Source organism: Rhizobium sp. GN54 (assembly GCF_021026345.1).
GTDB lineage: Bacteria > Pseudomonadota > Alphaproteobacteria > Rhizobiales > Rhizobiaceae > Mycoplana.
On the sequence record NZ_JAJNCZ010000001.1, the window covers coordinates 429,678 to 453,741 of the forward strand.

The following is a 24,064-nucleotide window of genomic DNA, read 5'->3' on the forward strand; positions in this document are numbered from 1 at the left end:
TGCCAGCTTGCCGCTTTTGCGCCGTTAAATTAGCGTTACATGAAGGACGGGATTCGGGCTTTCTGCGAGGACCGGATGAGCTTCTCACTGCGCTTGTATGGCCGGTTCCAATTGCTCGCCCCGACTGGCGAAAGCATCGCCATTCCGTCACGCAAGCACCGTGTCCTGATCGCCATGCTGGCGCTGGCCGGCGGCAAGCCCGTCCCGCGCTCGAAGCTCGCGGGCCTCCTGTGGCCCGAGCAGAACGAGGAGCATGCGCGAAACAGCCTCAGGCAGGCCCTCTTCGCCATCCGCCACGCCGTCGAGGGCCACGGCCCGTCGCCCGTCGTGATCGACCATGCCGCCGGCTGGATCGAGAAGGGCGCGCTCGCCTGCGATGTCGATGCCCTTGCGGAAGCGACCGCGACCGGATGGCTGGACCTGTCCGGCGACAGCTATGACGGCGAGTTCCTGGAGGGGCTGAGCTTCCAGGACGAGACGCTCGATACGTGGCTGCACATCGAACGCGACCGTCACCGCGACCGCCTGATCGACTGCCTGACGGCCTTTGCCGTGGCGATGGAGAAGGCCGGCGATGCCGGGCAGGCGCTGGCTGCGGCCCGCTGCACCCTGCTGCACGATCCCTATCACGAGCCCGCCCACCGCGTCATCCTGCGCGGCCACCTCGAACGCGGCGAGCGCGCCCGCGCCCTGCGCCACTGCGATACGCTGCAGGCGCTGCTGGAGAGCGGCCTCGGCGTCCCGATGGACCCCGAGACGCGGAAACTCGTGGACCACATCCGTGGCGAGGCCGGCGGCATCCTGGCCCCGGACGGCCCGCCGGCCTACAGTCCCACAGCGCAGAACCGGCCGCGGGTCGCCGTCCTGCCGATGGTCAATCTCTCCCGCAACGACGCCCTCGACAGCGTCACGGAGACGCTGACGCGGCGGATGATCGCCGAACTGGGACGGTTCTCGCCCGTTTCGGTGGTCGCGGCGGCGACGATGCTGGCGTTGAGGACGAAGGATCTCACGATCGAGGAGATCGGTCGCCGCGTGAATGCGGCCTATGTGGTGGAACTGTCCTGCGAAGCCGCGCAGGAGGGCGGGGCGGTGCTGGTGCAACTGGTCTCCGTGCTCAGCGGCACGCAGATCTGGAGCCGCCGATATCCGGCGACAGCGCTCGATGCCGCCGACGGGCAGGACAGGCTGATCCGCGCCATTGTCGGCAGCCTGTACCAGATCCTGATGTGGCATGCCGCCGGCGACGCCGATGCCGAGCCGCAGGAGAATGCCGGCGCCGAACAGCTCTATTTGCAGGTGTTCTATCACATCCAGCGGCCGACGAGGGCGGGGATGGTGCTGGCGCGCCGGCTGTGCGACCGGTTGCTCGAAGCCGATCCGCGCCATGTGCTCGTCCGCGAGAGCCTGGCCTGGGCCGATTTCCACTGCGCCTTCAACGGCTGGACCGAAGACCCGCAGGAGGCCTTCCGGCAGGCGCGCGACCGCGTGCTCGCCGGCCTCCGGCTGAACGATCGCGAGCCCTATCTGCTGAGCGCCCTCGGCCTTGCGCAGACCTATCTGGGCGACATCCGCGCCGGTCTCGATGCGCTCCGCCGCGCCACCGACCTCAATCCCAACGACGCCGAATTCCACACCTGGCTGGGCACGGGGCTGACCTGTGCCGGCCGGGTCGAGGAGGCGCACGCGGCCTTCGACCAGGCCGACCAGATCAACCCCGGCTATCACCCGGTGTTTCTCTTCCGTGCCGACGCCCATCTGTCGTCCGGCGAGTTCGAGCGGGCGGTCGCCGGGCTCGACCATTTCCTCGCGGTCCTGCCGGAATATCACTGGGCTCGCCTGCTGCGGGCGGCGGCGCACGAGGCCCTCGGGGAGACGGAGCGGGCGAAGGCGGACGTCGCCCATGTCCGCCAGGCGGCGCCGTCCCTCGATGGCCGATACCTCCGGCGCCTCCTCCTGGCCCGCGCGGAGGGCTACCGCGACTGGCTGACGGAGCGCCTTGGCGCAGCAGGACTTGTCTGACGGGCGGCGGTCCCATCCGTCGCTTCGTCTCTCCCAGCCCGTCTCCCTGTCCCGCCGCCGCACAGATTTGCCCATGCCCGGTAACCGGCCGCCCCGCCCGATCTGGGTGGTTGATCGCCTGACGCGCGCCGTTAGTCTGCGCCCGTCCAAGGACACGCACCCTCCGATTCCCCAGAGCGAAGGAAATCACGATGCCCACCTTGAGCAATGGCAGCGAGCTTGATGTCTGGAACGACGTCGACAACGAGAGCCCCGATGCGATCCTGTTCCGCATCACCGGGAGCGACGGCGAGGTCCACGGGCCGGTCGGCGCCGTCGCCGACTTCCCGTTCGGCTCGATCGACATCGCCTCCGTCGACGTCTTCGACGGCTTCTTCACCCTCACCACCTTCACCAATGAAGGCCGCACCCAGACATATACGACGGTGGACACGATCGTCTTCGACAACGACGGCAACTATATCCGCACCCTGTCCGCGCGGGCGGCCTACCGCTCGACCGAGATCCTGTCGGTGACCGCCGAAAGCCCCGACGACATCACCGTGGCCTGGCAGGGCGCCAGCGAATATTTCGGCGGCCAGAACACCCAGTACGGCAGGCATGAGATCATCTTGGAGGACGGCGTTCTCAAGCCCGATCCCTTCATCAACCACGCGCCGGTCACCACCGACATGAGCTTCACCCTTGTGCCGGGGCAGACGCTCGACGACGTCGCCTTTGCCGCGTCGGATGCCGACTACGACCTGTTGTCCTTCGTCGTCGTCGACGGCCCGGACCATGGGACGCTGTCGCAGGAGACGCGGTTTCAGGAGGGCCACTATCCCTTTCCGCAGGGCCACTACTTCGACAGCCTCCACTATCATCCCTTCCTGAACGGCAATCTCTTCGACTATGCCGCCGAAGCAGGCTTCACCGGCACCGACACCTTCACTGTCTACGCCACCGACGGCCAGGCCAATAGCGGCTACGCCACCATCACCATCACAGTCGCGCCGCCGGCAGAGACGGTCACCCTGAGCGGAGCGAAGGACGTCGTCAGCTACAAGGCCTACGACCATGCCGTGCTGGTCGCGGCCCTGGGCGGCAACGACCGCATCACGGGCAGTGACTTCGGCGATACGCTGGAAGGCGGGGCCGGCAACGATCGCCTGCGCGGCGCCGCCGGCGACGATATCCTCGACGGCGGCAAGGGCAACGATGTCGTGAGCGGCGGCAAGGGGGACGATGTGCTTGACGGCGGAACCGGCCGCGACGTTCTGATCGGCGGCAAGGGCAGCGATGCCTTCGTCTTCGACACGAAGCCCGGCCGCGGCAATGTCGACTGGATCATCGACTTCTCCTCCGGCACCGACGAGATCCGGCTGGACAGCGTCGTCTTTACGGGCACGACCACCGGCGCCCTCGATCCGGATGCCTTCGTCAGGGGCAAGGCGGCCCTCGATGCCGACGACCGCATCATCTACCACAAGGCCTCCGGCCGCCTCATGTTCGACGCGGACGGGACCGGCGATGCGGATGCGGTGACGTTCGCGATGCTGACCCCGCGCACAACCGTGACCGCCGACGACTTCAGCTTTGTCTGACGAGAGCATGTCGCGCAAAGGTCTATGGCGATTTGCGCGACATGCTGAACAACAGCAACTTGAAGCGCGCAAGACGAATCCGAAGGATCGCGGCGCGCTTCAACACCGACCACAGGCTGTCGCCGACCGTCTGGTGGAAACGGTTGGCGTCAGCGGTCAGGACGGGCGTGGCTTGGGGAGCGGAACGTCCGTGGCCTTGTCGTCGGCCCAGGTCGTGATTGCGTGCACCTGTGCGGGGATCTGGTCGCGCAGATAGGTTTCATGGCCCGGAAGGCCCATCGGGTAGAGGGCGTCCCGGCTCGCCTCGTAGGCCGCGCTCTTGTCGGTACAGAGGCGGATGCGCATGTCCTGCGGGGCGACGTCGGTCCGGTTTCGCAGCTTGTCCACGGGCCCGGCGGCGGAAGACAGGCGGCCCTCGAAGGCCTGCGTCAGATATTGCGCGGAGCGTTCGTTGCGTTCGCGTTCCGTGGTCGCGCCCAGGATGACCACCATGACGCGCTTTCCGTTGCGCGTGGCAAGCCCGACGAAGTTTCGTCCGGAGGCGCACAGGAATCCGGTCTTCATCCCGATGGTGCCGCTGAAGCGGGTCAGAAGCAGGTTGTTGGACTTGATTTCCTTGCCGTCGATCGTGACGGCCGAGGCCAGGAAGAAGCGCCGGTATTCGGGAAACGTCCGGTCCACTTCCAGCCCGAGGATCGCCAGATCGCGTGCGGTCGAATAGGTGTTCCGGTCGAACAGGCCGTTCGGATTGGAGAAATGGGTGCCGGTAAGACCGAGGCGTGCTGCCGTGTCGTTCATGCGCCGGACGAAGGAGGCCTCGTCGGCGGACACCGCCTCCGCAAGCGCGACCGCGACGTCGTTCGCCGAAGCGGTGATCAGGGCGTAGAGCGCATCTTCGAGCGTCATCGCGCGACCGACGGTCAGGCCGGACTCCAGAAACGCCTGTTTCATCGCATTGCGCGACATGGTGACCGGCGTCGTCAGGCTCACCTCGCCGGATTGAAGGGCCTCGAACACCACGAGAGCCGTCATCAGCTTGGCCGTCGAGGCCGGATACCACTGCACGTCGGCATCCTCCTGATGGAGCACCTGGCGGCTGTCGGCGTCCACGACGAGCACGGGCGTCGCATTCGCCGGCATCCACGCAAGGAGGGATGCGGTCAATACAAGCCCTTTTAACGCTCGTCCGGCCATGCGGGTTTTCATCATGTCTCGTCTCCGGAAGGAAGACGTCCTAATGCCACGATGCTTGATGCGAGCACAAGCATTTGCTGCGCGCGAGGCGCGTTCGCAGGATGAAGCCTGCCCGCTGGTCCGGCCCAAAAAATGCCGCCTGCAACGTCGGCGCTGCAGGCGGTTTCTTGTCGATCTTCAGGCGAGGGGCCGCACCTGCGGCCCCGCCAAAGCGTTCCGGAACGTCCGCCTACTCGTCGAGGTCGGCGAGAATCTCGGCGGCGCGGCCGGCGCTGGTGTGGCGCACGTCCGCGTCGTGGCGGCGGTTGGCGAAGATCTCGGTCGCCATCAGCCTGTCGGCGAGATCGGCCGGCAGCGACAGGATCACCCGCTCGTCGTCCTTGTGGATGCCGCCAAGCTCGGAATGCCGGCCGGTGATCATCCCGCCGGCGACGGTGTTGTGCGTGTCGGGATCGATCAGGATGAAGGCGCCGGTCGTGCGGTTCTGCTCGTAGGTGTCGAAGATCGCCTGCTCGTCGAAGGACAGCGCCACCTTGCCGATGGCGTTCATCGCGAGCCTGTCGGTCGCGGTCCAGTGACCGCTCTTCAGGTCGAGCTGGCTTACCGGCGCGACGCTGACGCGCTGGCGGCGGCTGCCGCTCTTCAGCCAGTAGCGCTTGCCGGGCTCGATGCCTTCCGGCTGCAGGGCGACGATCTGGGCGTCGAAGCTGCGCCCGGTCATCGGCTGGCTGTCGATCGAGACGATCATGTCGCCGCGCGAGACGTCGACCTGCCGGTCGAGGACGAGCGTGATCGCGTCGCCGCCGACGGCGGCATTGCGCACGAGGTCGAAGGTGACGATCTGCTTGACGTTGGCGACCATGCCGGAGGGAACGACGACGACGCTGTCGCCGGGCTTGACCGCGCCGCCGGCGACCGTGCCCTGGTAGCCGCGAAAGCTTTCGCCCGGGCGCGAGACGCGCTGGACGGGCAGGCGGAAGCCGACCGTCTGGTTGGAGCGGGCGGTGGCCTTCTCCAGCGTCTCGACCAGCGTCGGACCCTCGTACCACGGCATGGCGGCGCGGCCGTCATAGACGACGTTCTCGCCCTTCAGCGCCGAGACCGGGATCGCGGTGATCTGCTTGACGCCGAGCGACAGCGCCAATTCCCTAAACTCGTGGCTGATCTCCTCGAAGCGGGCGCGGTCGTAGCCGGTCAGGTCGATCTTGTTGACGGCGAGCACGAACTGGCGGATGCCCATCAGCGTCGCGATCGTAGCGTGCCGGCGCGTCTGCTCCAGGATGCCGGTGCGGGCATCGACGAGGAGCACGGCGAGGTCGGCGGTCGAGGCCCCGGTCGCCATATTGCGGGTATACTGCTCGTGGCCGGGCGTGTCGGCGACGATGAAGGAGCGCCGGTCGGTCGAGAAATAGCGGTAGGCGACGTCGATGGTGATGCCCTGTTCGCGCTCGGCCTGCAGGCCGTCGAGCAAAAGCGCGAAATCGGGCAGTCCGAGATCGTTCTGCTTGCCGGAGGAATCGCGCGCGAGCGTTGCCGCCTGGTCTTCCTTGACGGCCTTGGTATCCCAGAGCAGGCGGCCGATCAGCGTCGACTTGCCGTCATCCACGCTGCCGCAGGTGATAAGCCGCAGCGGGCGCGAATCGCGCGTGACGCGCTCGGTCTCGACGGCCGGGAAGGCGCTAACGGTTGCAGTTGCCGATGCGGTCATTTCAGAAATACCCTTCGCGCTTCTTCTTTTCCATGGAGCCGGACTGGTCGCGGTCGATCGCGCGGCCCTGGCGTTCGGAGACGGTGGCGGTCTCCAGCTCGGTGATGATGTCGTCGAGCGTCGTCGCGGTCGAGCGGATCGCGCCCGTCAGCGGGAAGCAGCCGAGCGTGCGGAAGCGGATGACGCCCTCCTGCTTCGTCTCGCCGGGCAGAAGCTCCAGCCGCGGGTCCTCGGCGAGGATCATCATGCCGTCGCGCTCCACGAAGGGGCGCTTTTCGGCGAAGTAGAGCGGCACGATCGGGATGTTCTCGGCCTGGATGTAGCGCCAGATGTCGACCTCGGTCCAGTTCGACAGCGGGAAGGCGCGCACGCTCTCGCCGCGGTTGATCATGCCGTTGTAGATGTTCCACAGTTCCGGGCGCTGGTTGCGCGGGTCCCAGCGGTGGTCGGGGGTGCGGAACGAATAGATGCGCTCCTTGGCGCGCGAGGCCTCCTCGTCGCGCCGCGCGCCGCCGAAGGCCGCGTCGTACTTGCCGGCGTCGAGCGCCTGGCGCAGCGCCTCGGTCTTCATGATGTCGGTGTAGCGGGCCGAGCCGTGGGTGAACGGCGTGACGTTCTCGGCCGCCCCGCGCGGGTTGACGTGCTCGATCAGGTCGAGGTCGTAGCGCTTCACGATCTCGTCGCGGAAGGCGATCATCTCGGCGAACTTCCAGCCCGTGTTGACGTGCAGCAGCGGGAAGGGGACGCGGCCGGGATGGAAGGCCTTGCGGGCGAGATGCAGAAGGACCGACGAATCCTTGCCGATCGAATAGAGCATCACCGGCCGTTCGAACTCGGCGGCGACCTCGCGGAAGATGTGGATGGCCTCGTTTTCGAGCGCCTTGAGATGGGGATCGAGCGGCGGCTTGGATGCGGCGGCACCCTTGGCTTCCGCCTCGTTGCGGATATCGGACATTCTCTGACGGTCTCCGGAAATCTGTTCGGCCGGGGAAAGGGCCTTAGAGCGAACTGGAATTGAGCGAAGGGATGGCGGCCTCGGGAACGTGGAGACCGCATTCGCGCTTCTCGTCGTTTTCCCACCACCAGCGGCCGGCGCGCTCGGGCTCGCCCGGCTTGATGGCACGGGTGCACGGCTCGCAGCCGATCGAGGGATAGCCGCGCGCATGCAGCGGGTTCACCGGCACGGCGTTGTCGGCGACGTAGGCCTTGATCGTGTCGAGGTCCCAGTCGGCAAGCGGGTTCACCTTGATCAGGTTGCGCTCGGCGTCGTACTCGGCAAAGGGCGTCTCCGCCCGGTTGCCGGACTGGCCGCGGCGCAGGCCGGTGATCCAGAAGGATGCCCCTTCGAGCGCACGCGCAAGCGGCTTCAGCTTGCGCGCGCCACAACAGGCGTGCCTGGCTTCGACGCTTTCATAGAAGCCGTTCAGGCCGTACTGGGCGATGTAGGCGTCCAGGTCGTCCTTCTGCGGGTGGAAGCGGGTGATCTCGATGCCGAAGCGCTCCTCGGTCTCGCCGATCAGATCCGACGTCTCCTTGAAGAGGCGGCCGGTCTCGAGCGTGGCGACGTCGATCGGCAGGCGGTTCAGGCCGATCTCGGCGGTGATCACCTGGTCCTCGATGCCGAGGCTGGTGGTGAAGACGGTGCGGCCGCCGAGGCCGGCGACGAGCGCGAGCCGCCCGGCGAGGTCGAGTTCGGCCAGTTGTTCGTTGAGCGTCCTGGCGGCGCTGTGTTCCGTCATTGCAGTCATGGAAAAGACCCTGTCCAAAGTTGGCCGGATTATCGCAGGCGGGCTCCGGGGCGGACAGAAAAACGGATTTCCATTCGTTCTGGCTTAGAGCAAATATCTCTCTATCTCGCGCCGATGACAGAAATCCTGCCGCCCCGCGGTCGAGGCCATCCGTCCCGGGGAGGGGTTCTCACAAGGCCTCGCAGGAGTGCCACCGGGCCAGTTTCCGGGCGGCGACCGGATTGTCACGGGGCCATGGCCGCCCGATGCGGCGGCTTCCGCAGGCGTGGTTTCTGCCCTAAGGTGGCGGGGTCCGTGCCGCGGCAATGCGCGTCCTGCGGGCCGGGAGACGGTGGAAAACCCGCTTCCGCCCGGCCAATTCGGTGCCGGTCGCGTTTCGCGTCGCGGCGTTTTTGCGGCAGAAGCATGTCGCCGGGACCCCCGGCCACGGGAACGATTTTGCAGTCCGAAGCGCCGCAGGGAACCACTTTTGCGAAGTCCGCCTTCAATGTTGACTTACTCTACTGACTAGATAGAGTTTGTTCACAAACCGAAGAGGGAGTGGAAAATGTCCATTATTTCCAAACGCTTGAGCGCAGTCGCCCTGGGCCTCGGCCTGGCTGCCGGCAGCCTCACCGCCGCCTGGGCGCAAACGACGCTGCTGAATGTGTCCTACGATCCGACCCGTGAACTCTACAAGCAGTACAACACCGCCTTCATCGCCCACTGGAAGGCCGAGACCGGCGAAGACGTCTCGATCCAGCAGTCGCATGGCGGTTCCGGCAAGCAGGCCCGCTCCGTCATCGACGGCCTGGAGGCCGACGTCGTGACGCTGGCGCTCGAGGCCGACATCGACGCCATTGCGGAGCACTCCAAGAAGATCCCGGAAAACTGGCGCACGCTGCTTCCGAACAAGTCGACGCCCTATTCGTCGACGATCGTCTTCCTCGTCCGCAAGGGCAACCCGAAGGGCATCAAGGACTGGGGCGACCTGATCAAGGACGACATCCAGGTGATCACGCCGAACCCGAAGACGTCAGGCGGCGCGCGCTGGAACTTCCTTGCCGCCTGGGCCTGGGCCGAAAAGGAATTCGGCGGCGACAAGGCCAAGGTGACCGAATACGTCACCACGCTGTTCAAGCACGTTCCGGTTCTCGACACCGGCGCGCGCGGTTCCACCACCACCTTCGTCGAACGCGGCATCGGCGACGTGCTGCTGGCCTGGGAGAACGAGGCCTGGCTGGCGCTCGAGGAGCTCGGCCCGGAGGAATTCGAGATCGTCGCCCCGTCGATCTCCGTCTACGCCGAGCCGCCGGTGGCCGTGGTGAAGGGCAATGCCGAGGCCAAGGGCACGGAAAAGCTTGCCAACGCCTATCTCGAGTATCTTTATAGCAAGGACGGCCAGAATCTCGCGGCCAAGAACTTCTATCGCCCGTCGGATCCGTCCATCGTCGATCCCGCGCTGCTGGAGAAGTTTCCGAAGCTGGAACTCGTGACGATCGAGGCCTTTGGCGGATGGAAGAAGGCGCAGCCCGAATTCTTCGGTGACGGCGGCATCTTCGACCAGGTCTACAAGCCCGGCAACTGAGACCGAGGGGAACCGATCAACACATGACATCCGCCCGCAGCGCTGCGCGGTGGCACTGGAAAAACCCGAGCGTCATTCCGGGATTCGGACTGACGCTCGGGTTTACTCTGGCCTACCTGACGCTCATCATCCTCATTCCGCTGGCCGCTCTCGCCTGGCGTTCGGCTTCTCTCGGGTGGACCGATTTTCTCCGCCTCGTCCTCGATCCCCGCACGCTGGCGGCACTCAGGATCTCGTTTTCGACCGCGCTGATCGCCGCCGTCGTCAACGTCGTCTTCGGCGTCGTTGCCGCCTGGGTGCTGGTGCGCTACAATTTCCCCGGCCGCCGCATCGTCGACGCGGTCGTCGACCTGCCATTCGCGATCCCGACCGCCGTCGCCGGCATCGCGCTGACGGCGATCTATGCACCGAACGGCCTGATCGGCAGCCTGCTCGCGCCGCTGGGCATCAAGGTGGCCTATTCGCCGCTCGGCATCGTCGTGGCGCTGATCGCGATCGGCCTGCCCTTCGTCGTGCGCACGGTGCAGCCGGTGATGCAGGAGATCAGCCAGGAGGTCGAGGAGGCCGCGGCCTCGCTCGGCGCCAGCCGCTTCCAGACGATCTTCCGCGTCATCCTGCCCGGCCTGACGCCGGCGATCCTCACCGGCTTCGCGCTCGCGCTCGCCCGCGGCATCGGCGAATACGGCTCCGTCATCTTCATCGCCGGCAACATTCCCTTCGTCTCCGAGATCGCTCCGCTTCTGATCGTCATCCGGCTGGAGGAGTTCGACTATGGCGCGGCGACGGTGATCGCGACCGTCATGCTGATCATCTCGTTTCTGATGCTGTTCCTCATCAATTTCATCCAGGCCTGGAGCAGGCGGAGGTTCGGCTATGAGCAATGAGCGCTTCAAGAACCCGATCACCGAAAGCGCGCCCGTCCGCTGGACGCTGATCGCAGCCGTTCTCGCCTTCCTCTCCCTCTTCGTCCTCACGCCGCTGGTGATCGTCTTCACCGAGGCCTTCAGCAAGGGCTGGGAGGAATATATTCTGGCCCTGCAGGAGCCAGACGCCGTGAAGGCGATCAGGCTGACGCTGCTGGTCGCCGCCATCGCCGTTCCCGCAAACCTTCTCTTCGGCCTCGCCGCCTCCTGGGCGATCGCCAAGTTCGAGTTTCGCGGAAAGTCGTTCCTGATCACGCTGATCGACCTGCCGTTCTCGGTTTCCCCGGTCATCTCGGGCCTGGTCTACGTGCTGCTGTTCGGCGCCAATTCCTTCCTGGGACCGATCCTGAAGTCGTATGGCATGCAGATCGTCTTCGCCGTGCCCGGCATCGTGCTGGCGACGATCTTCGTCACCTTTCCCTTCGTCGCCCGCGAATTGATCCCGCTGATGCAGGACCAGGGCACCGGCGACGAGGAGGCGGCGATCTCGCTCGGCGCCAATGGCTGGCAGACCTTCTGGTACGTCACCCTGCCGAACGTCAAATGGGCGCTTCTCTACGGCGTGCTGCTCTGCAACGCCCGCGCCATGGGCGAATTCGGGGCCGTCTCGGTCGTTTCTGGCCATATCCGCGGCCTGACAAACACCATGCCGCTGCATGTCGAGATCCTCTACAACGACTACAACGTGGTCGGCGCCTTCGCCGTCGCATCGCTTCTGGCGCTCCTGGCGCTGCTGACGCTCGTGCTTCGCACAGTCCTTGAAACCCGCTACGGTTCCGAACTGTCGGCCGGCCAGAAACACTGAGAAGAACAGATCGCACATGGAAATTCGCGTTGAAAAGATCCGCAAGGAATTCGACCTCTACCCCGCTCTGCACGACGTCTCGCTGAAGATCGAATCGGGCGAACTGATCGCCTTGCTCGGCCCCTCCGGCTCGGGCAAGACGACGCTCTTGCGCCTGATCGCCGGCCTCGAACAGCCAACGCAGGGCCGCATCTTCTTCGGCAACGAGGACGCCTCCTACCGGTCGGTGCAGGAACGGAACGTCGGCTTCGTGTTCCAGCACTATGCCCTGTTCCGCCACATGAGCGTGCTCGACAACGTCGCCTTCGGCCTCAAGGTCCGCCCCAAGGGGCAGCGCCCGCCCAAGGCCGAGATCCGTCGCCGCGCGCTGGAACTGCTCGACATGGTGCAACTGACCGGCCTGGAAAAGCGCTTCCCCAACCAGCTCTCCGGCGGCCAGCGCCAGCGCGTGGCGCTCGCCCGCGCCATGGCGATCGAGCCGAAGGTGCTCCTCCTCGACGAGCCGTTCGGCGCGCTCGACGCCAAGGTGCGCAAGGAACTGCGCCGCTGGCTGCGCGAGTTCCACGACCGCACCGGCCACACCACCGTCTTCGTCACCCACGACCAGGAAGAAGCGCTGGAACTCGCCGACCGCGTCGTCGTCATGAGCCAGGGCAAGATCGAGCAGGTCGGCTCGTCGGACGACGTCTACGACCGGCCGAATTCGCCCTTCGTCTTCTCCTTCATCGGCGAAAGCGCCAACCTGCCGGTCAGGGTCGAGGGCGGCGTTGTGCATTTCCATGGCGCCCCGACCGGGCTGACGGCGCAGCGCGACGGCGAGGCGCGCCTGTTCTTCCGCCCGCAGGACGTCGCGCTGATCGAGGAGGGGCCGGGCATGACCGGACCCGTCACCTCCAGCCGCCGCCTCGCCGGCACCCGCATCGCCGAGATCGAGCTCGGCTCCTCCCAGGAGCCCTGTCACGTCGAGATCGAGGTGCCGCTGGAAGCGGCCGCCTCGAACGGTTCGATCCTGTCCTTCCGTCCGACCCGCTGGAAGCTGTTCTACTGACGGTCTTGCCGGCCGCCGGAGGCGGCGGCCCGCAAGGACTTCCGCCTCCGCCGTCAGTCCCCGGCCGGCACCGTTCACGTGCCCGGGGGCAACCGATCAAGCAATGGTGATCCCGTTCGCCTTCCAGTGGAGGTACGCTACCTATGGTCCCAGCCATCGGAAGGAAAGGAACGCGCCATGCACCTGAGGAACGCCGTGTTCACGGCGGGCGCCGCCGCCGTCGTCTTCGCCGCCACCGCAGCGCTCGCCCATCACGGGTGGGGCTGGGCCGAGGAAGAGCAGACCGAACTGACCGGCACGATCCGCACGGTCACCATCGCCCCGCCGCATCCCGCGTTGGAGGTGGAGACGACGAGCGACGGTCTGTGGAAGATCGAGCTCGGCAATCCGCGCCAGACGCAGCGGGCGGGCTTCGTCGAGGGTTCGGCCAAGCCGGGCGACGAGGTCGTCGTGCTCGGCAACCGCTCGCTCGATGGCAACGAGAAGCGGATGAAGGCGGTGCGCATCACCGTCAACGGCAAGGTCTTCGATATCTATCCCGACCGGATCCGGACGAACTAGGCGGCGCGCATGCAGGCGCTGGACTGGCTCCCGGGATGGATCGCGGGATCCGCACTCGCGATGGCCCTGAAGGGATCGGCGACGCTGTACCTCTTCGTCAACGCTGCGCACATCCTGTCGATCGGCATGCTGTTCGGGGCGATCCTGGCGCTGGACCTGCGGCTGCTCGGGCTGGCGCGGCCGGTCCCGCTTGCAGCCGTTGCGCCCTACCTGTCGCGGATCGCCGCCACCGGCCTCGCGCTCGCCATCGCAACCGGCCTCTGCCTGTTCTCGGTCCGGCCGGCCGAATATGCGGCCAACCCCGCCTTCCTCGCCAAGCTCAGCCTGATCGCGCTTGGCCTCGTCAACGTCGCCGTCGTCCATTGCGGCTCTGGCTGGAAGACCGTGCTGGAAGGCGGCGCGCCGGGCCCCATGCTCCGCCTCGGCGCCACCGCCTCGCTCCTCGTCTGGATCGCCGCCGTCGTCGCCGGCCGCTGGATCGGGTTTCTCTGACCGGCTTGATCGCAACCCCGCCCTCGGCCATACTGCATCGCAATTGCAACGCACGAGGTGCCGCCATGCCGACCGGATCCGCGAAGACCGCCACCATTCCATCGCTGCGCGTCGAACCCGAACTGCGCGCAGCCGCCGAGAGCGTGCTGAAGGAGGGCGAGACGCTGTCCTCCTTCGTGGAGAGTTCGCTCCGCCGGCAGGTCGAGTACCGCAAGACGCAGGCGGAGTTCATTGCCCGCGGGCTGGCCTCGCTGGAAGAGGCAAGGCGGACCGGCGTCTATTATACATCCGAGGAGGTCCTCGGTGAGTTGCGAGAGATGCTGGAGGCGAAGCGCGCTGAGAAGCGATCCGAATGAGATACGCGATCAAGCTGACGGAGAAGGCGCGCCAGGATCTGAGGCGTCTCTACGCCTATATGCTTGATCGCGACGAGCAAGCCGCATCAAGGGCGCTGGAAGCGATCACATCGTCGATGGCTGTCCTGCGGCAGTTCCCTTTCACTTGCCGGAAGGCTGGCGGAGACGACCCTTTGCTTCGTGAACTTCTGGTCCCGTTCGGCTCGTCCGGCTACATCGTGCTGTTCAAGATAGACGGCAAAGATTCTGTGACGATCGCCGCCGTCCGCCACCAGCGCGAGGACGACTACCACTGATCGTCCTCGCCGTTCGTCGCCTCACCGGTCGCTCGTCTCCCAGCGCGGGTTGATCCACGGTCCCTGGTTGGAGCGGGGCAGGGGCTGCTTGCCGAGGATGTGGTCGGCAGCCTTCTCGCCGGTCATGATCGAGGGGCCGTTGAGGTTGCCGTAGGTCACATGCGGGAAGATCGATGAGTCCGCCACCCGCAGGGCCTCGACGCCGATCACCCGCGTTTCCGGGTCGACCACGGCGAGCGGGTCGTTCCTGTCGCCCATCCGGCAGGTGCCGCAGGGGTGGTAGGCGCTCTCCAGGTGCTCGCGCAGGAACGCGTCGATCTGCTCGTCGCTCTGGACGCTCTCGCCCGGCTGGATCTCCGGCCCGCGATAGGGATCGAAGGCCTTCTGGCCGAAGATCTCGCGCGTCAGCCGCACGCAGTGGCGGAACTTCTCCCAGTCCTCCGGATGGCTCATATAGTTGAAGCGGATGACGGGATCGGCCATCGGATCGGCCGACCGCAAGGTCACGTTGCCGCGCGACTTCGACAGGTTGTAGCCGACATGCACCTGGAAGCCGTGGCTCTTCGCCGCCGCCTTGCCGTCGTAGGAGATGGCGACGGGCAGGAAGTGGTACTGGATATCCGGCTGCCTCACGCCCGGGGCGGAGCGCAGGAAGGCGCAGGCCTCGAACTGGTTGGAGGCGCCGAGCCCGCCCTTGGACAGAAGCCATTGCGCGCCCGCCACCCCCTGCCAGAACCAGGGTAGCCAGGAATAGAGCGACACCGGCTTGGTCGAGACCTGCTGGAAATAGAACTCCATATGGTCCTGCAGGTTGGCGCCGACGCCCGGCCGGTCGACCTTCACCTCGATGCCCATATCCTTCAGGTGCTGCGCCGGGCCGATGCCCGACAGCATCAGAAGCTTCGGCGAGTTGAACGAGGAAGCCGAGACGATCACCTCGCGGTTTGCCCGCACTACCTCGATCCTGCCGCCGCGCTCGATCTCCACGCCGACGGCCCGGCCGTTCTCGATCACGATCTTCCGGGCAAAGCAGCGCACCAGTTCGACGTTCGGCCGCTTCATCGCCGGCCTGAGATAGGCATTCGCCGCCGACCAGCGCCGCCCCTGCCAGACGGTTTGCTCCATCAGCCCGAAGCCTTCCTGCTTGGAGCCGTTATAGTCGTCGGTGAGCTCGAAGCCGGCCTCCTTGCCGGCCTCGACGAAGGCGCGGAACAGCGGATTCCTCACCGGCCCGCGCCGGACATGCAGCGGCCCGTCGGTGCCGCGCCAGCCCTCTTCGCCGCCGTGACTGTGTTCCATGCGCTTGTAGTAGGGCAGCACGTCCGCATAGGCCCATCCGCGCGCGCCGAGCGCTTCCCAGCGGTTGAAGTCCTCCGCATGGCCGCGCACATAGACGAGCCCGTTGATCGACGACGACCCGCCGATCACCTTGCCGCGCGGTGCCGTGATCCGCCGGTTGTTCAGGTTCGGCTCGGGCTCGGACAGATAGCCCCAGTTGTAGCGCTTCATGCTCATCGGCCAGGCAAGCGCTGCCGGCATCTGGATGAACGGCCCGATGTCGGAACCGCCATATTCCAGCACCATGACGGTGTTCCTGCCGTCCTCGGAAAGACGATAGGCCAGCGCCGAGCCGGCCGAACCGGAGCCGATGATGATGAAGTCTGCCTGCTGCATGACGTTTGCCCTTTGAATTCCTGTCCCCGCAAACCCCTCCCCAACCCCTCCCCACAAGGGGGAGGGACTTAAACTGCCGCACCCTGTCCGGTTCCCACGGCTTCTTCTTCTTGAAGCGGGGTTGCTTCGGCCAAGGCGGGTTCGGCAGTCTGGCCCCTCCCCCTTGTGGGGAGGGGTTGGGGAGGGGACTTTTTCCCTCAATACGGCGCCTCGACCGGCCCCATCGCCACGTACACCGTCTTCAGCTCCGAATAGTGCTGCAGCGCCGCCAGCGAGTTCTCGCGGCCGAAGCCCGACTGCTTCGAGCCGCCGAAGGGGATCTCGACCGGGCAGAGGTTGTAGGTGTTGATCCACAGCGTCCCCGCCTCCAACCGGTCGACGACGCGGTGGGCGCGAGTGATGTCGGATGTGAAGACGCCGCCGGAGAGGCCGAATTCGGTGGCATTGCCGCGCGCGATCACCTCGTCCTCATGCTCGAAGTCCAGCACGCACATGACCGGCCCGAAGATCTCCTCGCGCGCGATCGTCATCTCGTCGGTGACGTCGGAGAACACGGTCGGCTGGATGTAGGTGCCCTCGCCGGAGACGTGGTTGGGGATGCCGCCGCCGGTGAGAAGGGTGGCACCTTCGGCCTTGCCCTTTTCGATATAGTCCATGACCTTGTCGCGCTGCGCCTTCGACACCATCGGGCCGAGTTGCGTCGCCTCGTCCAGCGGCTCGCCGATGACGATCTTCTCCGTCCGCTCCTTCAGCCGCGACAGGAATTTCTGCTTGATGCCCTTCTGCACGAAGACGCGGGTGCCGTTCGAGCAGACCTGCCCGGTCGAATAGAAATTGCCGAGCATCGCGCCCCCGATGGCGCTTTCGAGATCGGCGTCGTCGAAGACGATCAGCGGCGACTTGCCGCCGAGCTCCATCGTCACGTGCTTCAGCGACGACGCAGCCGCCCCCGCCACCTTCTTGCCGGTCGGCACCGATCCCGTCAGCGACACCTTGGCGACATCAGGGTGATTGACGAGCAGCGGCCCGGTCGTCCGGTCCCCCTGGATGACGTTGAACAGCCCCTTCGGCAGACCGGCCTCGATCAGGATCTCGGCGATTTTCAAGGCTCCGAGCGGGGTATTCTCGGACGGTTTGAACACCATGGCATTGCCGCAGACGAGCGCCGGAGCGGCTTTCCAGCAGGCGATCTGCTGCGGATAGTTCCAGGCGCCGATGCCGACGCAGACGCCGAGCGGCACCCGCTTGGTGATGGCGAAATCCTGGCCGAGCGGAATGTAGTCGCCGTTCAGCCCGGCCGCCGCGATGCCGCCGAAGAATTCGAGGCTGTCGGCGCCGGAGGTCGGATCGGCGACGATCGTCTCCTGGATCGGCTTGCCGGTGTCGAGCGTCTCAAGCTCGGAAAGTGCGCGGTTTCGCTCGCGCATGATCTCGGCGGCGCGCTTGAGGATGCGGCCGCGCGCCGTCGGGCTCATCGCCGCCCATTCCGGCTGCGCGCGCTTGGCAGAGGCGATCGCCTTCTCGACGATGTCAGGCGTTGCCGCATGCAGCTTGGCGATCACCTCGCCGGTGGCGGGATAGAGGCTCTCGAACGGCGTGCCGGCGGTGTCCTCGACATATGCGCCGTCGATGAAGTGGCTGGCTTTCGGCTGGGCTCTCATCTCATTCTCCCCGCGGGTAGCGTTTGGTTTCCTCGAGGTTGTCGAGGTTCATGTGGTTGCGCATGTAGCGTTCGGAGGCCTTCTGCAGCGGCTGGTGGTCCCAGGGGTAGTAGGCGCCGTTGCGCAGCGCCTCGTAGACGACCCAGCGTCGCGCCTGGCTTTCGCGCACGGCCTGGTCGAAGGCCTCCATGTCCCAGCGCGCCTCACGCATCTGCCTGAACGCCTCCAGTGTCGCCCGGATGACGGGATTGTCCGAAGTCGCGAGATTGTTCAGTTCCAGCGGGTCGGCGGAAAGGTCGTAGAGCTGTTCCGGGTCGAGTTCGCAGTGGATGTATTTCCACTTGCCCTCGCGGATGCCGACGAGTGGCGCGTAGGAGGCTTCCGCCGCATATTCCATCGGCACCGGCGTCGTCCGCTCCGCCCCGTTGATGACGGGCACAAGGCTCTCGCCGTCCGTCCACGGCATCACCTCTTCCATCGAGATCCCGGCGAGATCGCAGAGCGTCGGCGTCACATCGAGGTTGGAGACGGGGGCGAGGTGCAGGCCGGGGGCGACGCCGGGGCCGGCGATCATCAGCGGCACCCGCGCCGAGCCCTCGAAGAAGGTCATCTTGAACCACAGCCCGCGCTCGCCGAGCATGTCGCCGTGGTCGGAGCAGAACAGGACCAGCGTGTCATCGAGCATCCGCGTCCGCTCGAGCGTGTCGACCAGTTCGCCGACCTTGTCGTCGAGATAGGAGATGTTGGCGAAATAGGCCCGGCGCGAGCGGCGGACGTCCTCTTCGGTGATCGACATGCCCGCATAGTCGCAGGACTGCAGGATGCGCTGCGAATGCGGGTCCTGCGTCTCCAGCATGCCGACGTCCGGCGTCAGATGCTCGCAATCCTCGTAGAGGTCCCAGTATTTCTTCCGCGCCACATAGGGGTCGTGCGGATGGGTGAAGGAAACGGTGAGGCACCAGGGGCGGCGGGCCTCGTCGTCGCTCTCACGGGCGAGGTGATAGAGCTTCTGGTTGGCGAGGAAGGCAACCTCGTCGTCATACTCCATCTGGTTGGTGATCTCGGCGACGCCCGCGCCGGTCACCGAGCCCATGTTGTGGTACCACCAGTCGATCCGCTCGCCGGGCTTGCGGTAGTCCGGCGTCCAGCCGAAATCGGCCGGGTAGATGTCGGTCGTCAGCCGCTCCTCGAAGCCGTGCAACTGATCGGGGCCGACGAAGTGCATCTTGCCCGACAGCGCCGTGTAGTAGCCGGCCCGGCGCAGGTGATGGGCAAAGGTGGGGATCGAGGAGACGTATTCGGCGGCGTTGTCATAGACGCGCGTACGGCTCGGCAGTTGCCCGGCCATGAACGAGGCACGCGCAGGCGCACAGAGCGGCGAGGAAGTGTAGTTGTTGGCAAACCGCGCCGAGCGCTTCGCCAGCGCCTTGATATGCGGGGCATGCAGAAACGCCGCCGGCCCGTCCGGAAACAGCTTTCCGTTCAACTGGTCGACCATGATGATCAGGATATTGGGCTTTCTGGCGGTCACGGCGTGCGGTTCCTTGGGGTGAGGGAGAGCGTGGTGGATGAGAGATTGCCCCTCACCCTAACCCTCTCCCCGCAAGCGGGGAGAGGGGACTGCAGAAGGCGAGGGTGCCGTATCCGTCCTTCTCCCCGCTTGCGGGGAGAAGGTGCCGGCAGGCGGATGAGGGGCAGCACCGGAGGCCGTGCCCCCGACCACCCGCAACTGCGCCTCCAGGTAGTCCTCGGTCAGCGCGATCGATGCGGCCGCACTGATCGGGGCGGCCCTGAGGCCCTGGCGGATGTAGAGCCCGTCGATCATCGCGGCGGCCCCTTCGGCGATGCGGACGGCGTCCTCGCGCGGGCAGAGCGTGGCAAGCCGGGCGACGAGGTTCGAGCGCAGGCGCCGGGCATAGAGCACGAGCAGGCGCCGGGTCTCCTCCGATCGCTGCGCCTCGGCATAGAAGGCGAGCCAGGCGGCGATCGTCTCGGGCGCGAACTGGTCGGCGTGGAAACTGACGCGGATGATCGCCGACAGCTTCTCGCGCGGCGTGTGAACGGCCTGGACGGCTTTCACCGCATCGTCGCGCAATTGCTGGAGAAGGTTCCGGATCGTGGCGAGCAGCAACTGTTCCTTGGAGCCGAAATAGTGGTGCGCCAGCGCCGGCGAGACGCCGGCATGGCGGGCGATCTCCGACATGGTGACGGCCAGCGAGCCGTGGTCGCCGACCGCCTTCAACGTCGCATCCATCAGCGCCCTGCGGCGCACCGGTTCCATTCCGACTTTCGGCAAGGCCTGTCTCCCTTTGCCGTGATGTTATTTTTAATTGACTGGCCAATCAATAAAAATCTGATCGATACCGGCGCGTATCCCGCAGGCGATGACAACCGCCGATTTCGTGATACTATCGAATTGTTTTGTTTCAGCTATCGGGGGGTCGTCATGGCTGTGCATTCGTCAATACCGCGTCTTTCGGAAGTGCGCGGCAAGTGGGGCTGGTTCGTCGCCCTCGGCTTCGCGCTCCTCGTCTTCGGCTTCATCGCCGCGGGCAACCTTCTCTGGGCCACCGCCGTCACCGTCTATTATGTCGGCATGCTGATGATCGTCGGCGGTGCCGTCTATCTCGCCCATGCCTTCCAGGTGAAGGCTTGGAAGGACACGATCTACTGGGTGCTGAGCGCGCTGCTCTATCTGGCCGCCGGCGTGCTCGCCTTCAGCAATCCCCTGCTCACCGCCAAGGTGCTGACGCTGCTCATGGCCTGGGCGCTGATCATCTCCGGCCTGTTCCGCATCTGGGTGGCGATGCGGGCCCGCCAGGAGGGCGGCTGGGGCTGGCTGCTGGCAGGCGGCATCGTGACCGCGCTCGCCGGTCTCGTCTTCCTGATCGGCTGGCCGGTGAACAGCCTGTGGCTGCTCGGCCTGTTTCTCGCCTTCGATCTCGCCATGCAGGGCTGGGCGCTGATCGGCTTCGGCCTGGCGCTGCGCAAGGCATAGGAATTCCGGCGGCGCTGCGGTTTGACAGCGCCGCCGGATCCGCGATAGGAATTTTGCGTGTGATGGGGATGGAGCTCCCCGACAACCGCCATAACGGCTGATAGCTCCTGCCAGCGGCAGACCGGAAGGTCGCCCGGTGCAGGCCTGCGACCAGCAGCCGCTCTTGGGTGGTTTCCGTTGCCGCCACATCGTGGAAAGGTGACGACATGAACTATCTCATCGTGTTTCTCGGGGCAGGGGTCGGCGGCGCCGGCCGCCATGGCGTCAATGTGCTGGCCGCGCGCCTGTTCGGCAGCGGCGTTCCGCTGGGAACGCTGATCGTCAACATCCTCGGCTGCATGGCGATGGGCCTGCTCGCCGGCTATTTCGCCTTTCGTGGCCACCTGCCGCAGGAAGCCCGGCTGTTTTTGACCACCGGCATCCTCGGCGGCTTCACCACGTTCTCCGCCTTCGCCCTCGATTCCGCCGTGCTGTGGGAGCGCGGCAATATCGGCCACGCGCTCGTCTACGTGCTGTCGAGCGTGGTGCTTTCGCTCGCAGCCGTCGCGGCCGGCCTGTTTCTCGCACGCCTCGTCCCGGTGAGCCTGACGTGAAGCCGCTCCTGCTTTCCTGGCAATTCTGGGCCATCGGCTCGGCGGTCTTCGCGGCGCTGACGGCGATCTTCGCCAAGGTCGGCATCGAGGGCGTCGGGTCCGATTTCGCCACCTTCATCCGCACGCTCGTCATCCTCGTCTCGATCGCCTTCATCCTGCAGGTGACGGGCGGCTGGCAGGCGCCCTCGACCGTATCGCCGAAAAGCTGGCTGTTCCTCGTCCTCTCCGGCCTTGCGACCGGCGCGTCGTGGCTCTGCTATTTCCGCGCACTCAAGCTCGCAGACGCCTCCCGGGTCGCCCCCGTCGACAAGCTGAGCGTGGTTCTGGTGGCGGCGTTCGCGGCGATCTTCCTCGGCGAACGCCTCTCGCTGGCGCATTGGCTGGCGGTCTGCATGATCGCCGCCGGCGCCATCATGCTGACGCTTCGCATTTGAAGGAAACTTTACTTAACCCTTTGCAGTCATTGAAGTTTCATCAAACTGTCACGTTGCATAAAGGGAATGTTCAGATTCGATACAGAAGAGTCGGGCCGCAATGTGATGACCCGGAGCTTCCGATCCATGTCCGCCGCCGAAATGATCTCCCTGCGCCGCTTCGGCGACGATCAGATTGTCACGCTTGCCAAGCTCGTGATCGAGACGGCGTTCCAGCCGATCGTGGAGACGGCCTCGGGCGCTGTGTTCGGCTATGAATCCCTCATGCGCGGCCACGACCGGCTCGGCTTTGCCTCGCCGCTCGATCTTCTCGACCGGGCGCACGAGGCCGGGCAGTTGCTGGCGCTGGAGCACATGGTCAACAGCCGGGCGCTCGCCGCCTTCGCCGCCCTGCCGGACTTCGCCAGCCGCACCCTGTTCGTCAACCTCGATTCCCGCCTCGTCACCGACGCCTCCGACGTCGTCGACCGCCTGTCGGGCCACCTGAAACGGGCCGGCATCCCGGCCTCCTCCATCTGCTTCGAGATCTCGGAGCGCTTCGACAATGGCAGCATGCCCGCGTTCGGCACCCTGATCGCGCGCCTGCGCCAGGAAGGCTTCAAGCTCGCCATCGACGATTTCGGCGCCGGCCACAGCGGCATGAAGGCGCTGTGCGACCACCCGTTCGATATCGACCGGCACTTCATGTCCGGCCTCGACGCCGATGCCCGCAAGCGCCATCTGGTCAAGAGCACGGTCAACCTTGCCCATGTGCTGGGCATCCGGGTGATCGCCGAGGGCGTGGAGACGGAAGCGGAATTCGTCGCCTGCCGCGATTGCGGCTGCGATCTGGTGCAGGGCTGGTACATCGCCCGCCCGCAGACCGACATGTCCGCCCTGCAGTCGGTCTATGCGCCGGTGGCGCGCGCGGCAACCGGCCGGCGCAGCTCGGCCTCGCTCGACAGCATCCTCATCCGCCGCCAGATCGAGCACCTGCCGGCCGTCCACGAGGGCGACAGCCTGGAATCCGTCTTCGAGCTCTTCCGCCGGGATCCGCGGCGCACTTTCTTCCCGGTGCTCAACGCCAATGACGAGCCGCGCGGCATCCTGCACGAATACCATGTCCGCGAACTCAGCTACCATCCGTTCGGCCGTGATCTCCTGAAGAACAAGATCTACCAGAAGAGCCTGTCGCATTTCTCCACCATGGCGCCCGTCGCTGACCTCGAGACCCCGGCCGAGCAACTGCTCTCCATCTTCGCCGACATGGGCGGCAGCGAATGCGTGATCCTGACGGAGAACATGCGCTACGCCGGCATCCTCAGCGCCTCCTCGCTCCTGAAGATCATCAGCGAGAAGCAATTGAAGAATGCCGAGGACCAGAACCCGCTGAGCGGGCTTCCCGGCAATCGCTCGATCCACGACTACCTGCAGGACCGGACGCTCGACGGCGACCAGCTGCGCTGCTTCTGCTATTTCGACTTCGACAACTTCAAGCCGTTCAACGACCATTACGGCTTCCAGATGGGCGACCGCGCCATCCTGCAGTTCGCCTCGCTGCTGCGCCGTCACTTCATCGGCGAGGACGTGTTCATCGGCCATCTCGGCGGCGACGATTTCTTTGCCGGCGTCTCCGGTCGCGACGTCGGCGCCGTGCGCGAACTGATCGAGCGCCTGCTCGGCGATTTCGCCCACGAGGCCCGGCAGCTCTATGCGCCGGCGGACCTGCTCGCCGGCGTGATCCGCGGCCACGACCGCGACGGAAACGAGCGAAACTTTCCGCTGATGCGCTGTTCGGCGGTGGTGCTGGTCGTTCCCGAGGAGGAACTGGTCGCAGACCCGCAGCAGATCAGCGCCCGCATCGCCACGCTCAAGGGACAGGCGAAGACGAGCAAGGACGGCATCGTCCTCTTCGGCGCCGGCCCGCACGTCGCCGGATGAGTCTATGACACGAAGGAAGGGCGGGCCCGGCCACGGACCCGCCCTCTTTCGGCCGGCCAGCGGTACACACACAGCGCTGGTGCGGCCTATCCTGAGCGGTCCATGTAGGGTCGGGGCAGACCGCTCAAGCCTGTGGAAGTCACGGCAGGATCATTCCTGCGAAAGTCACTGCAGGATCATTCCTGCGGAAATTACTGCAGGATCTTCACAGTCTTGGCTTCATGCTTTTTCCCGACCATGTCGTAGGCGATCGATACCTTCTCGCCGGCCTTGATGCCGGGGTCCTTGAAGCCCTTCGGCAGCATGTAGCTCGTGCCGTCCGACAGCGTCAGCGTCTGCGCTGCCGGGCTGAAGGCCTTGACTGTCCCGGTCGTCGTCTGGGCTGCCAGAGCAACGGCCGGTGCGGTGAGAACGGTCACGATCGCGAGGTTGGAAAGAAGAACACGCATGAGACTTGTCCCTGGTATATGCCCTGGGAGAG

The 24,064-nt window shown here is 65.9% G+C and carries 23 protein-coding genes and 1 riboswitch; of the genes, 14 read left to right on the forward strand and 9 right to left on the reverse strand.

Annotated elements, in window-relative coordinates; genetic code table 11:
* The first annotated feature begins 75 nt into the window (after positions 1–75).
* Both LQK81_RS02075 and LQK81_RS02080 read left to right on the forward strand, forming a co-directional pair.
* Positions 76–2,022: a BTAD domain-containing putative transcriptional regulator gene (locus tag LQK81_RS02075; protein WP_230803009.1), complete on the forward strand. Its 1,947-nt coding sequence runs from the start codon at positions 76–78 to the stop codon at positions 2,020–2,022.
* Positions 2,023–2,213: 191 nt separating this feature from the next.
* Positions 2,214–3,605 carry a calcium-binding protein gene (locus LQK81_RS02080; protein WP_230803010.1) on the forward strand — a complete coding sequence of 464 codons (1,392 nt, stop codon included), beginning with the start codon at positions 2,214–2,216 and terminating at the stop codon, positions 3,603–3,605.
* 156 nt (positions 3,606–3,761) lie between these two features.
* On the opposite strand, the gene LQK81_RS02085 is transcribed toward LQK81_RS02080, so the two are convergent.
* From LQK81_RS02085 to LQK81_RS02100, 4 genes are all read right to left on the reverse strand, one after another.
* The gene (locus LQK81_RS02085) at positions 3,762–4,769 is read right to left on the reverse strand and encodes a D-alanyl-D-alanine carboxypeptidase family protein (RefSeq protein WP_230803011.1); all 1,008 of its coding nucleotides are present in this window, start codon (positions 4,767–4,769) and stop codon (positions 3,762–3,764) included.
* A gap of 259 nt (positions 4,770–5,028) precedes the next feature.
* Positions 5,029–6,507, reverse strand: a complete 1,479-nt coding sequence (gene cysN, locus LQK81_RS02090; protein ID WP_230803012.1) for a sulfate adenylyltransferase subunit CysN — start codon at positions 6,505–6,507, stop codon at positions 5,029–5,031.
* Position 6,508: 1 nt separating this feature from the next.
* Positions 6,509–7,462, reverse strand: coding sequence for a sulfate adenylyltransferase subunit CysD (gene cysD / locus LQK81_RS02095; protein WP_230803013.1), 954 nt, complete (start codon positions 7,460–7,462; stop codon positions 6,509–6,511).
* A gap of 43 nt (positions 7,463–7,505) precedes the next feature.
* Complete coding sequence (locus LQK81_RS02100) at positions 7,506–8,255, reverse strand: phosphoadenylyl-sulfate reductase (RefSeq protein ID WP_230803014.1); 750 nt, start codon at positions 8,253–8,255, stop codon at positions 7,506–7,508.
* 547 nt (positions 8,256–8,802) lie between these two features.
* Here LQK81_RS02100 and LQK81_RS02105 point away from each other — a divergent pair.
* The 8 genes from LQK81_RS02105 to LQK81_RS02140 all read left to right on the forward strand — a co-directional run bounded on the left by LQK81_RS02105 (position 8,803) and on the right by LQK81_RS02140 (position 14,303).
* The gene (locus tag LQK81_RS02105; protein WP_230803015.1) at positions 8,803–9,822 is read left to right on the forward strand and encodes a sulfate ABC transporter substrate-binding protein; all 1,020 of its coding nucleotides are present in this window, start codon (positions 8,803–8,805) and stop codon (positions 9,820–9,822) included.
* A gap of 23 nt (positions 9,823–9,845) precedes the next feature.
* Positions 9,846–10,706, forward strand: coding sequence for a sulfate ABC transporter permease subunit CysT (gene cysT, locus LQK81_RS02110; RefSeq protein WP_230803016.1), 861 nt, complete (start codon positions 9,846–9,848; stop codon positions 10,704–10,706).
* Positions 10,696–11,550 (forward strand): sulfate ABC transporter permease subunit CysW, encoded by an 855-nt coding sequence (gene cysW / locus LQK81_RS02115; protein WP_230803017.1) that lies wholly within the window; start codon positions 10,696–10,698, stop codon positions 11,548–11,550. The genes cysT and cysW overlap by 11 nt, the downstream gene beginning before the upstream one ends.
* Positions 11,551–11,566: 16 nt before the next feature.
* Complete coding sequence (locus tag LQK81_RS02120; RefSeq protein WP_230803018.1) at positions 11,567–12,598, forward strand: sulfate/molybdate ABC transporter ATP-binding protein; 1,032 nt, start codon at positions 11,567–11,569, stop codon at positions 12,596–12,598.
* Positions 12,599–12,775: 177 nt separating this feature from the next.
* Positions 12,776–13,159: a DUF6152 family protein gene (locus LQK81_RS02125; protein ID WP_230803019.1), complete on the forward strand. Its 384-nt coding sequence runs from the start codon at positions 12,776–12,778 to the stop codon at positions 13,157–13,159.
* 9 nt (positions 13,160–13,168) lie between these two features.
* The gene (locus LQK81_RS02130) at positions 13,169–13,651 is read left to right on the forward strand and encodes a DUF6644 family protein (RefSeq protein WP_230803020.1); all 483 of its coding nucleotides are present in this window, start codon (positions 13,169–13,171) and stop codon (positions 13,649–13,651) included.
* Between the two features lie 65 nt (positions 13,652–13,716).
* Positions 13,717–14,007 (forward strand): YlcI/YnfO family protein, encoded by a 291-nt coding sequence (locus tag LQK81_RS02135; protein ID WP_230803021.1) that lies wholly within the window; start codon positions 13,717–13,719, stop codon positions 14,005–14,007.
* Positions 14,004–14,303, forward strand: coding sequence for a type II toxin-antitoxin system RelE/ParE family toxin (locus LQK81_RS02140; RefSeq protein ID WP_230803022.1), 300 nt, complete (start codon positions 14,004–14,006; stop codon positions 14,301–14,303). The genes LQK81_RS02135 and LQK81_RS02140 overlap by 4 nt, the downstream gene beginning before the upstream one ends.
* A 21-nt stretch (positions 14,304–14,324) precedes the next feature.
* On the opposite strand, the gene betA is transcribed toward LQK81_RS02140, so the two are convergent.
* The 4 genes from betA to betI all read right to left on the reverse strand — a co-directional run bounded on the left by betA (position 14,325) and on the right by betI (position 19,934).
* On the reverse strand, positions 14,325–15,977 hold the full coding sequence (gene betA, locus LQK81_RS02145) for a choline dehydrogenase (protein ID WP_230803023.1): 1,653 nt from the start codon (positions 15,975–15,977) through the stop codon (positions 14,325–14,327).
* A gap of 197 nt (positions 15,978–16,174) precedes the next feature.
* Positions 16,175–17,638: a betaine-aldehyde dehydrogenase gene (gene betB, locus LQK81_RS02150; protein WP_230803024.1), complete on the reverse strand. Its 1,464-nt coding sequence runs from the start codon at positions 17,636–17,638 to the stop codon at positions 16,175–16,177.
* A 1-nt stretch (position 17,639) separates the two neighbouring features.
* Entirely contained in the window at positions 17,640–19,169 is a 1,530-nt protein-coding gene (gene betC / locus LQK81_RS02155; RefSeq protein ID WP_230803025.1) for a choline-sulfatase, read from the reverse strand.
* Positions 19,170–19,226: 57 nt separating this feature from the next.
* On the reverse strand, positions 19,227–19,934 hold the full coding sequence (betI, locus tag LQK81_RS02160; RefSeq protein ID WP_230803026.1) for a transcriptional regulator BetI: 708 nt from the start codon (positions 19,932–19,934) through the stop codon (positions 19,227–19,229).
* 150 nt (positions 19,935–20,084) lie between these two features.
* Between betI and LQK81_RS02165 the strand changes: the two genes are divergently transcribed.
* The 4 genes from LQK81_RS02165 (at position 20,085) to LQK81_RS02180 (ending at position 23,583) form a co-directional block, all read left to right on the forward strand.
* A complete protein-coding gene (locus tag LQK81_RS02165; protein ID WP_230803027.1) occupies positions 20,085–20,636 on the forward strand; it encodes an HdeD family acid-resistance protein in 552 nt (183 codons plus the stop codon).
* A 55-nt stretch (positions 20,637–20,691) separates the two neighbouring features.
* A riboswitch (Fluoride riboswitch) is annotated at positions 20,692–20,753 on the forward strand.
* 89 nt (positions 20,754–20,842) lie between these two features.
* On the forward strand, positions 20,843–21,229 hold the full coding sequence (gene crcB / locus LQK81_RS02170; RefSeq protein ID WP_230803028.1) for a fluoride efflux transporter CrcB: 387 nt from the start codon (positions 20,843–20,845) through the stop codon (positions 21,227–21,229).
* The gene (locus tag LQK81_RS02175; RefSeq protein WP_230803029.1) at positions 21,226–21,663 is read left to right on the forward strand and encodes an EamA family transporter; all 438 of its coding nucleotides are present in this window, start codon (positions 21,226–21,228) and stop codon (positions 21,661–21,663) included. Before crcB ends, LQK81_RS02175 begins: the two co-directional genes overlap by 4 nt.
* Positions 21,664–21,789: 126 nt before the next feature.
* Positions 21,790–23,583 (forward strand): GGDEF domain-containing protein, encoded by a 1,794-nt coding sequence (locus tag LQK81_RS02180; protein ID WP_230803030.1) that lies wholly within the window; start codon positions 21,790–21,792, stop codon positions 23,581–23,583.
* Positions 23,584–23,774: 191 nt separating this feature from the next.
* Here LQK81_RS02180 and LQK81_RS02185 read toward each other — a convergent pair whose 3' ends face one another.
* Positions 23,775–24,032 (reverse strand): DUF1344 domain-containing protein, encoded by a 258-nt coding sequence (locus LQK81_RS02185; RefSeq protein ID WP_230803031.1) that lies wholly within the window; start codon positions 24,030–24,032, stop codon positions 23,775–23,777.
* Positions 24,033–24,064 lie beyond the last annotated feature (32 nt).

Excerpts from the sequence above, each read along its gene's own strand:
- LQK81_RS02075 (WP_230803009.1), top strand. The coding sequence starts at position 76 with ATGAGCTTCTCACTGCGCTTGTATGGCCGGTTCCAATTGCTCGCCCCG.
- LQK81_RS02080 (WP_230803010.1), top strand. The coding sequence starts at position 2,214 with ATGCCCACCTTGAGCAATGGCAGCGAGCTTGATGTCTGGAACGACGTC.
- cysN (WP_230803012.1), bottom strand. The coding sequence starts at position 6,507 with ATGACCGCATCGGCAACTGCAACCGTTAGCGCCTTCCCGGCCGTCGAG.
- cysD (WP_230803013.1), bottom strand. The coding sequence starts at position 7,462 with ATGTCCGATATCCGCAACGAGGCGGAAGCCAAGGGTGCCGCCGCATCC.
- LQK81_RS02100 (WP_230803014.1), bottom strand. The coding sequence starts at position 8,255 with ATGACTGCAATGACGGAACACAGCGCCGCCAGGACGCTCAACGAACAA.
- LQK81_RS02105 (WP_230803015.1), top strand. The coding sequence starts at position 8,803 with ATGTCCATTATTTCCAAACGCTTGAGCGCAGTCGCCCTGGGCCTCGGC.
- cysT (WP_230803016.1), top strand. The coding sequence starts at position 9,846 with ATGACATCCGCCCGCAGCGCTGCGCGGTGGCACTGGAAAAACCCGAGC.
- cysW (WP_230803017.1), top strand. The coding sequence starts at position 10,696 with ATGAGCAATGAGCGCTTCAAGAACCCGATCACCGAAAGCGCGCCCGTC.
- LQK81_RS02120 (WP_230803018.1), top strand. The coding sequence starts at position 11,567 with ATGGAAATTCGCGTTGAAAAGATCCGCAAGGAATTCGACCTCTACCCC.
- LQK81_RS02125 (WP_230803019.1), top strand. The coding sequence starts at position 12,776 with ATGCACCTGAGGAACGCCGTGTTCACGGCGGGCGCCGCCGCCGTCGTC.
- LQK81_RS02130 (WP_230803020.1), top strand. The coding sequence starts at position 13,169 with ATGCAGGCGCTGGACTGGCTCCCGGGATGGATCGCGGGATCCGCACTC.
- LQK81_RS02135 (WP_230803021.1), top strand. The coding sequence starts at position 13,717 with ATGCCGACCGGATCCGCGAAGACCGCCACCATTCCATCGCTGCGCGTC.
- LQK81_RS02140 (WP_230803022.1), top strand. The coding sequence starts at position 14,004 with ATGAGATACGCGATCAAGCTGACGGAGAAGGCGCGCCAGGATCTGAGG.
- betA (WP_230803023.1), bottom strand. The coding sequence starts at position 15,977 with ATGCAGCAGGCAGACTTCATCATCATCGGCTCCGGTTCGGCCGGCTCG.
- betB (WP_230803024.1), bottom strand. The coding sequence starts at position 17,638 with ATGAGAGCCCAGCCGAAAGCCAGCCACTTCATCGACGGCGCATATGTC.
- LQK81_RS02165 (WP_230803027.1), top strand. The coding sequence starts at position 20,085 with ATGGCTGTGCATTCGTCAATACCGCGTCTTTCGGAAGTGCGCGGCAAG.
- crcB (WP_230803028.1), top strand. The coding sequence starts at position 20,843 with ATGAACTATCTCATCGTGTTTCTCGGGGCAGGGGTCGGCGGCGCCGGC.
- LQK81_RS02180 (WP_230803030.1), top strand. The coding sequence starts at position 21,790 with ATGTCCGCCGCCGAAATGATCTCCCTGCGCCGCTTCGGCGACGATCAG.
- LQK81_RS02185 (WP_230803031.1), bottom strand. The coding sequence starts at position 24,032 with ATGCGTGTTCTTCTTTCCAACCTCGCGATCGTGACCGTTCTCACCGCA.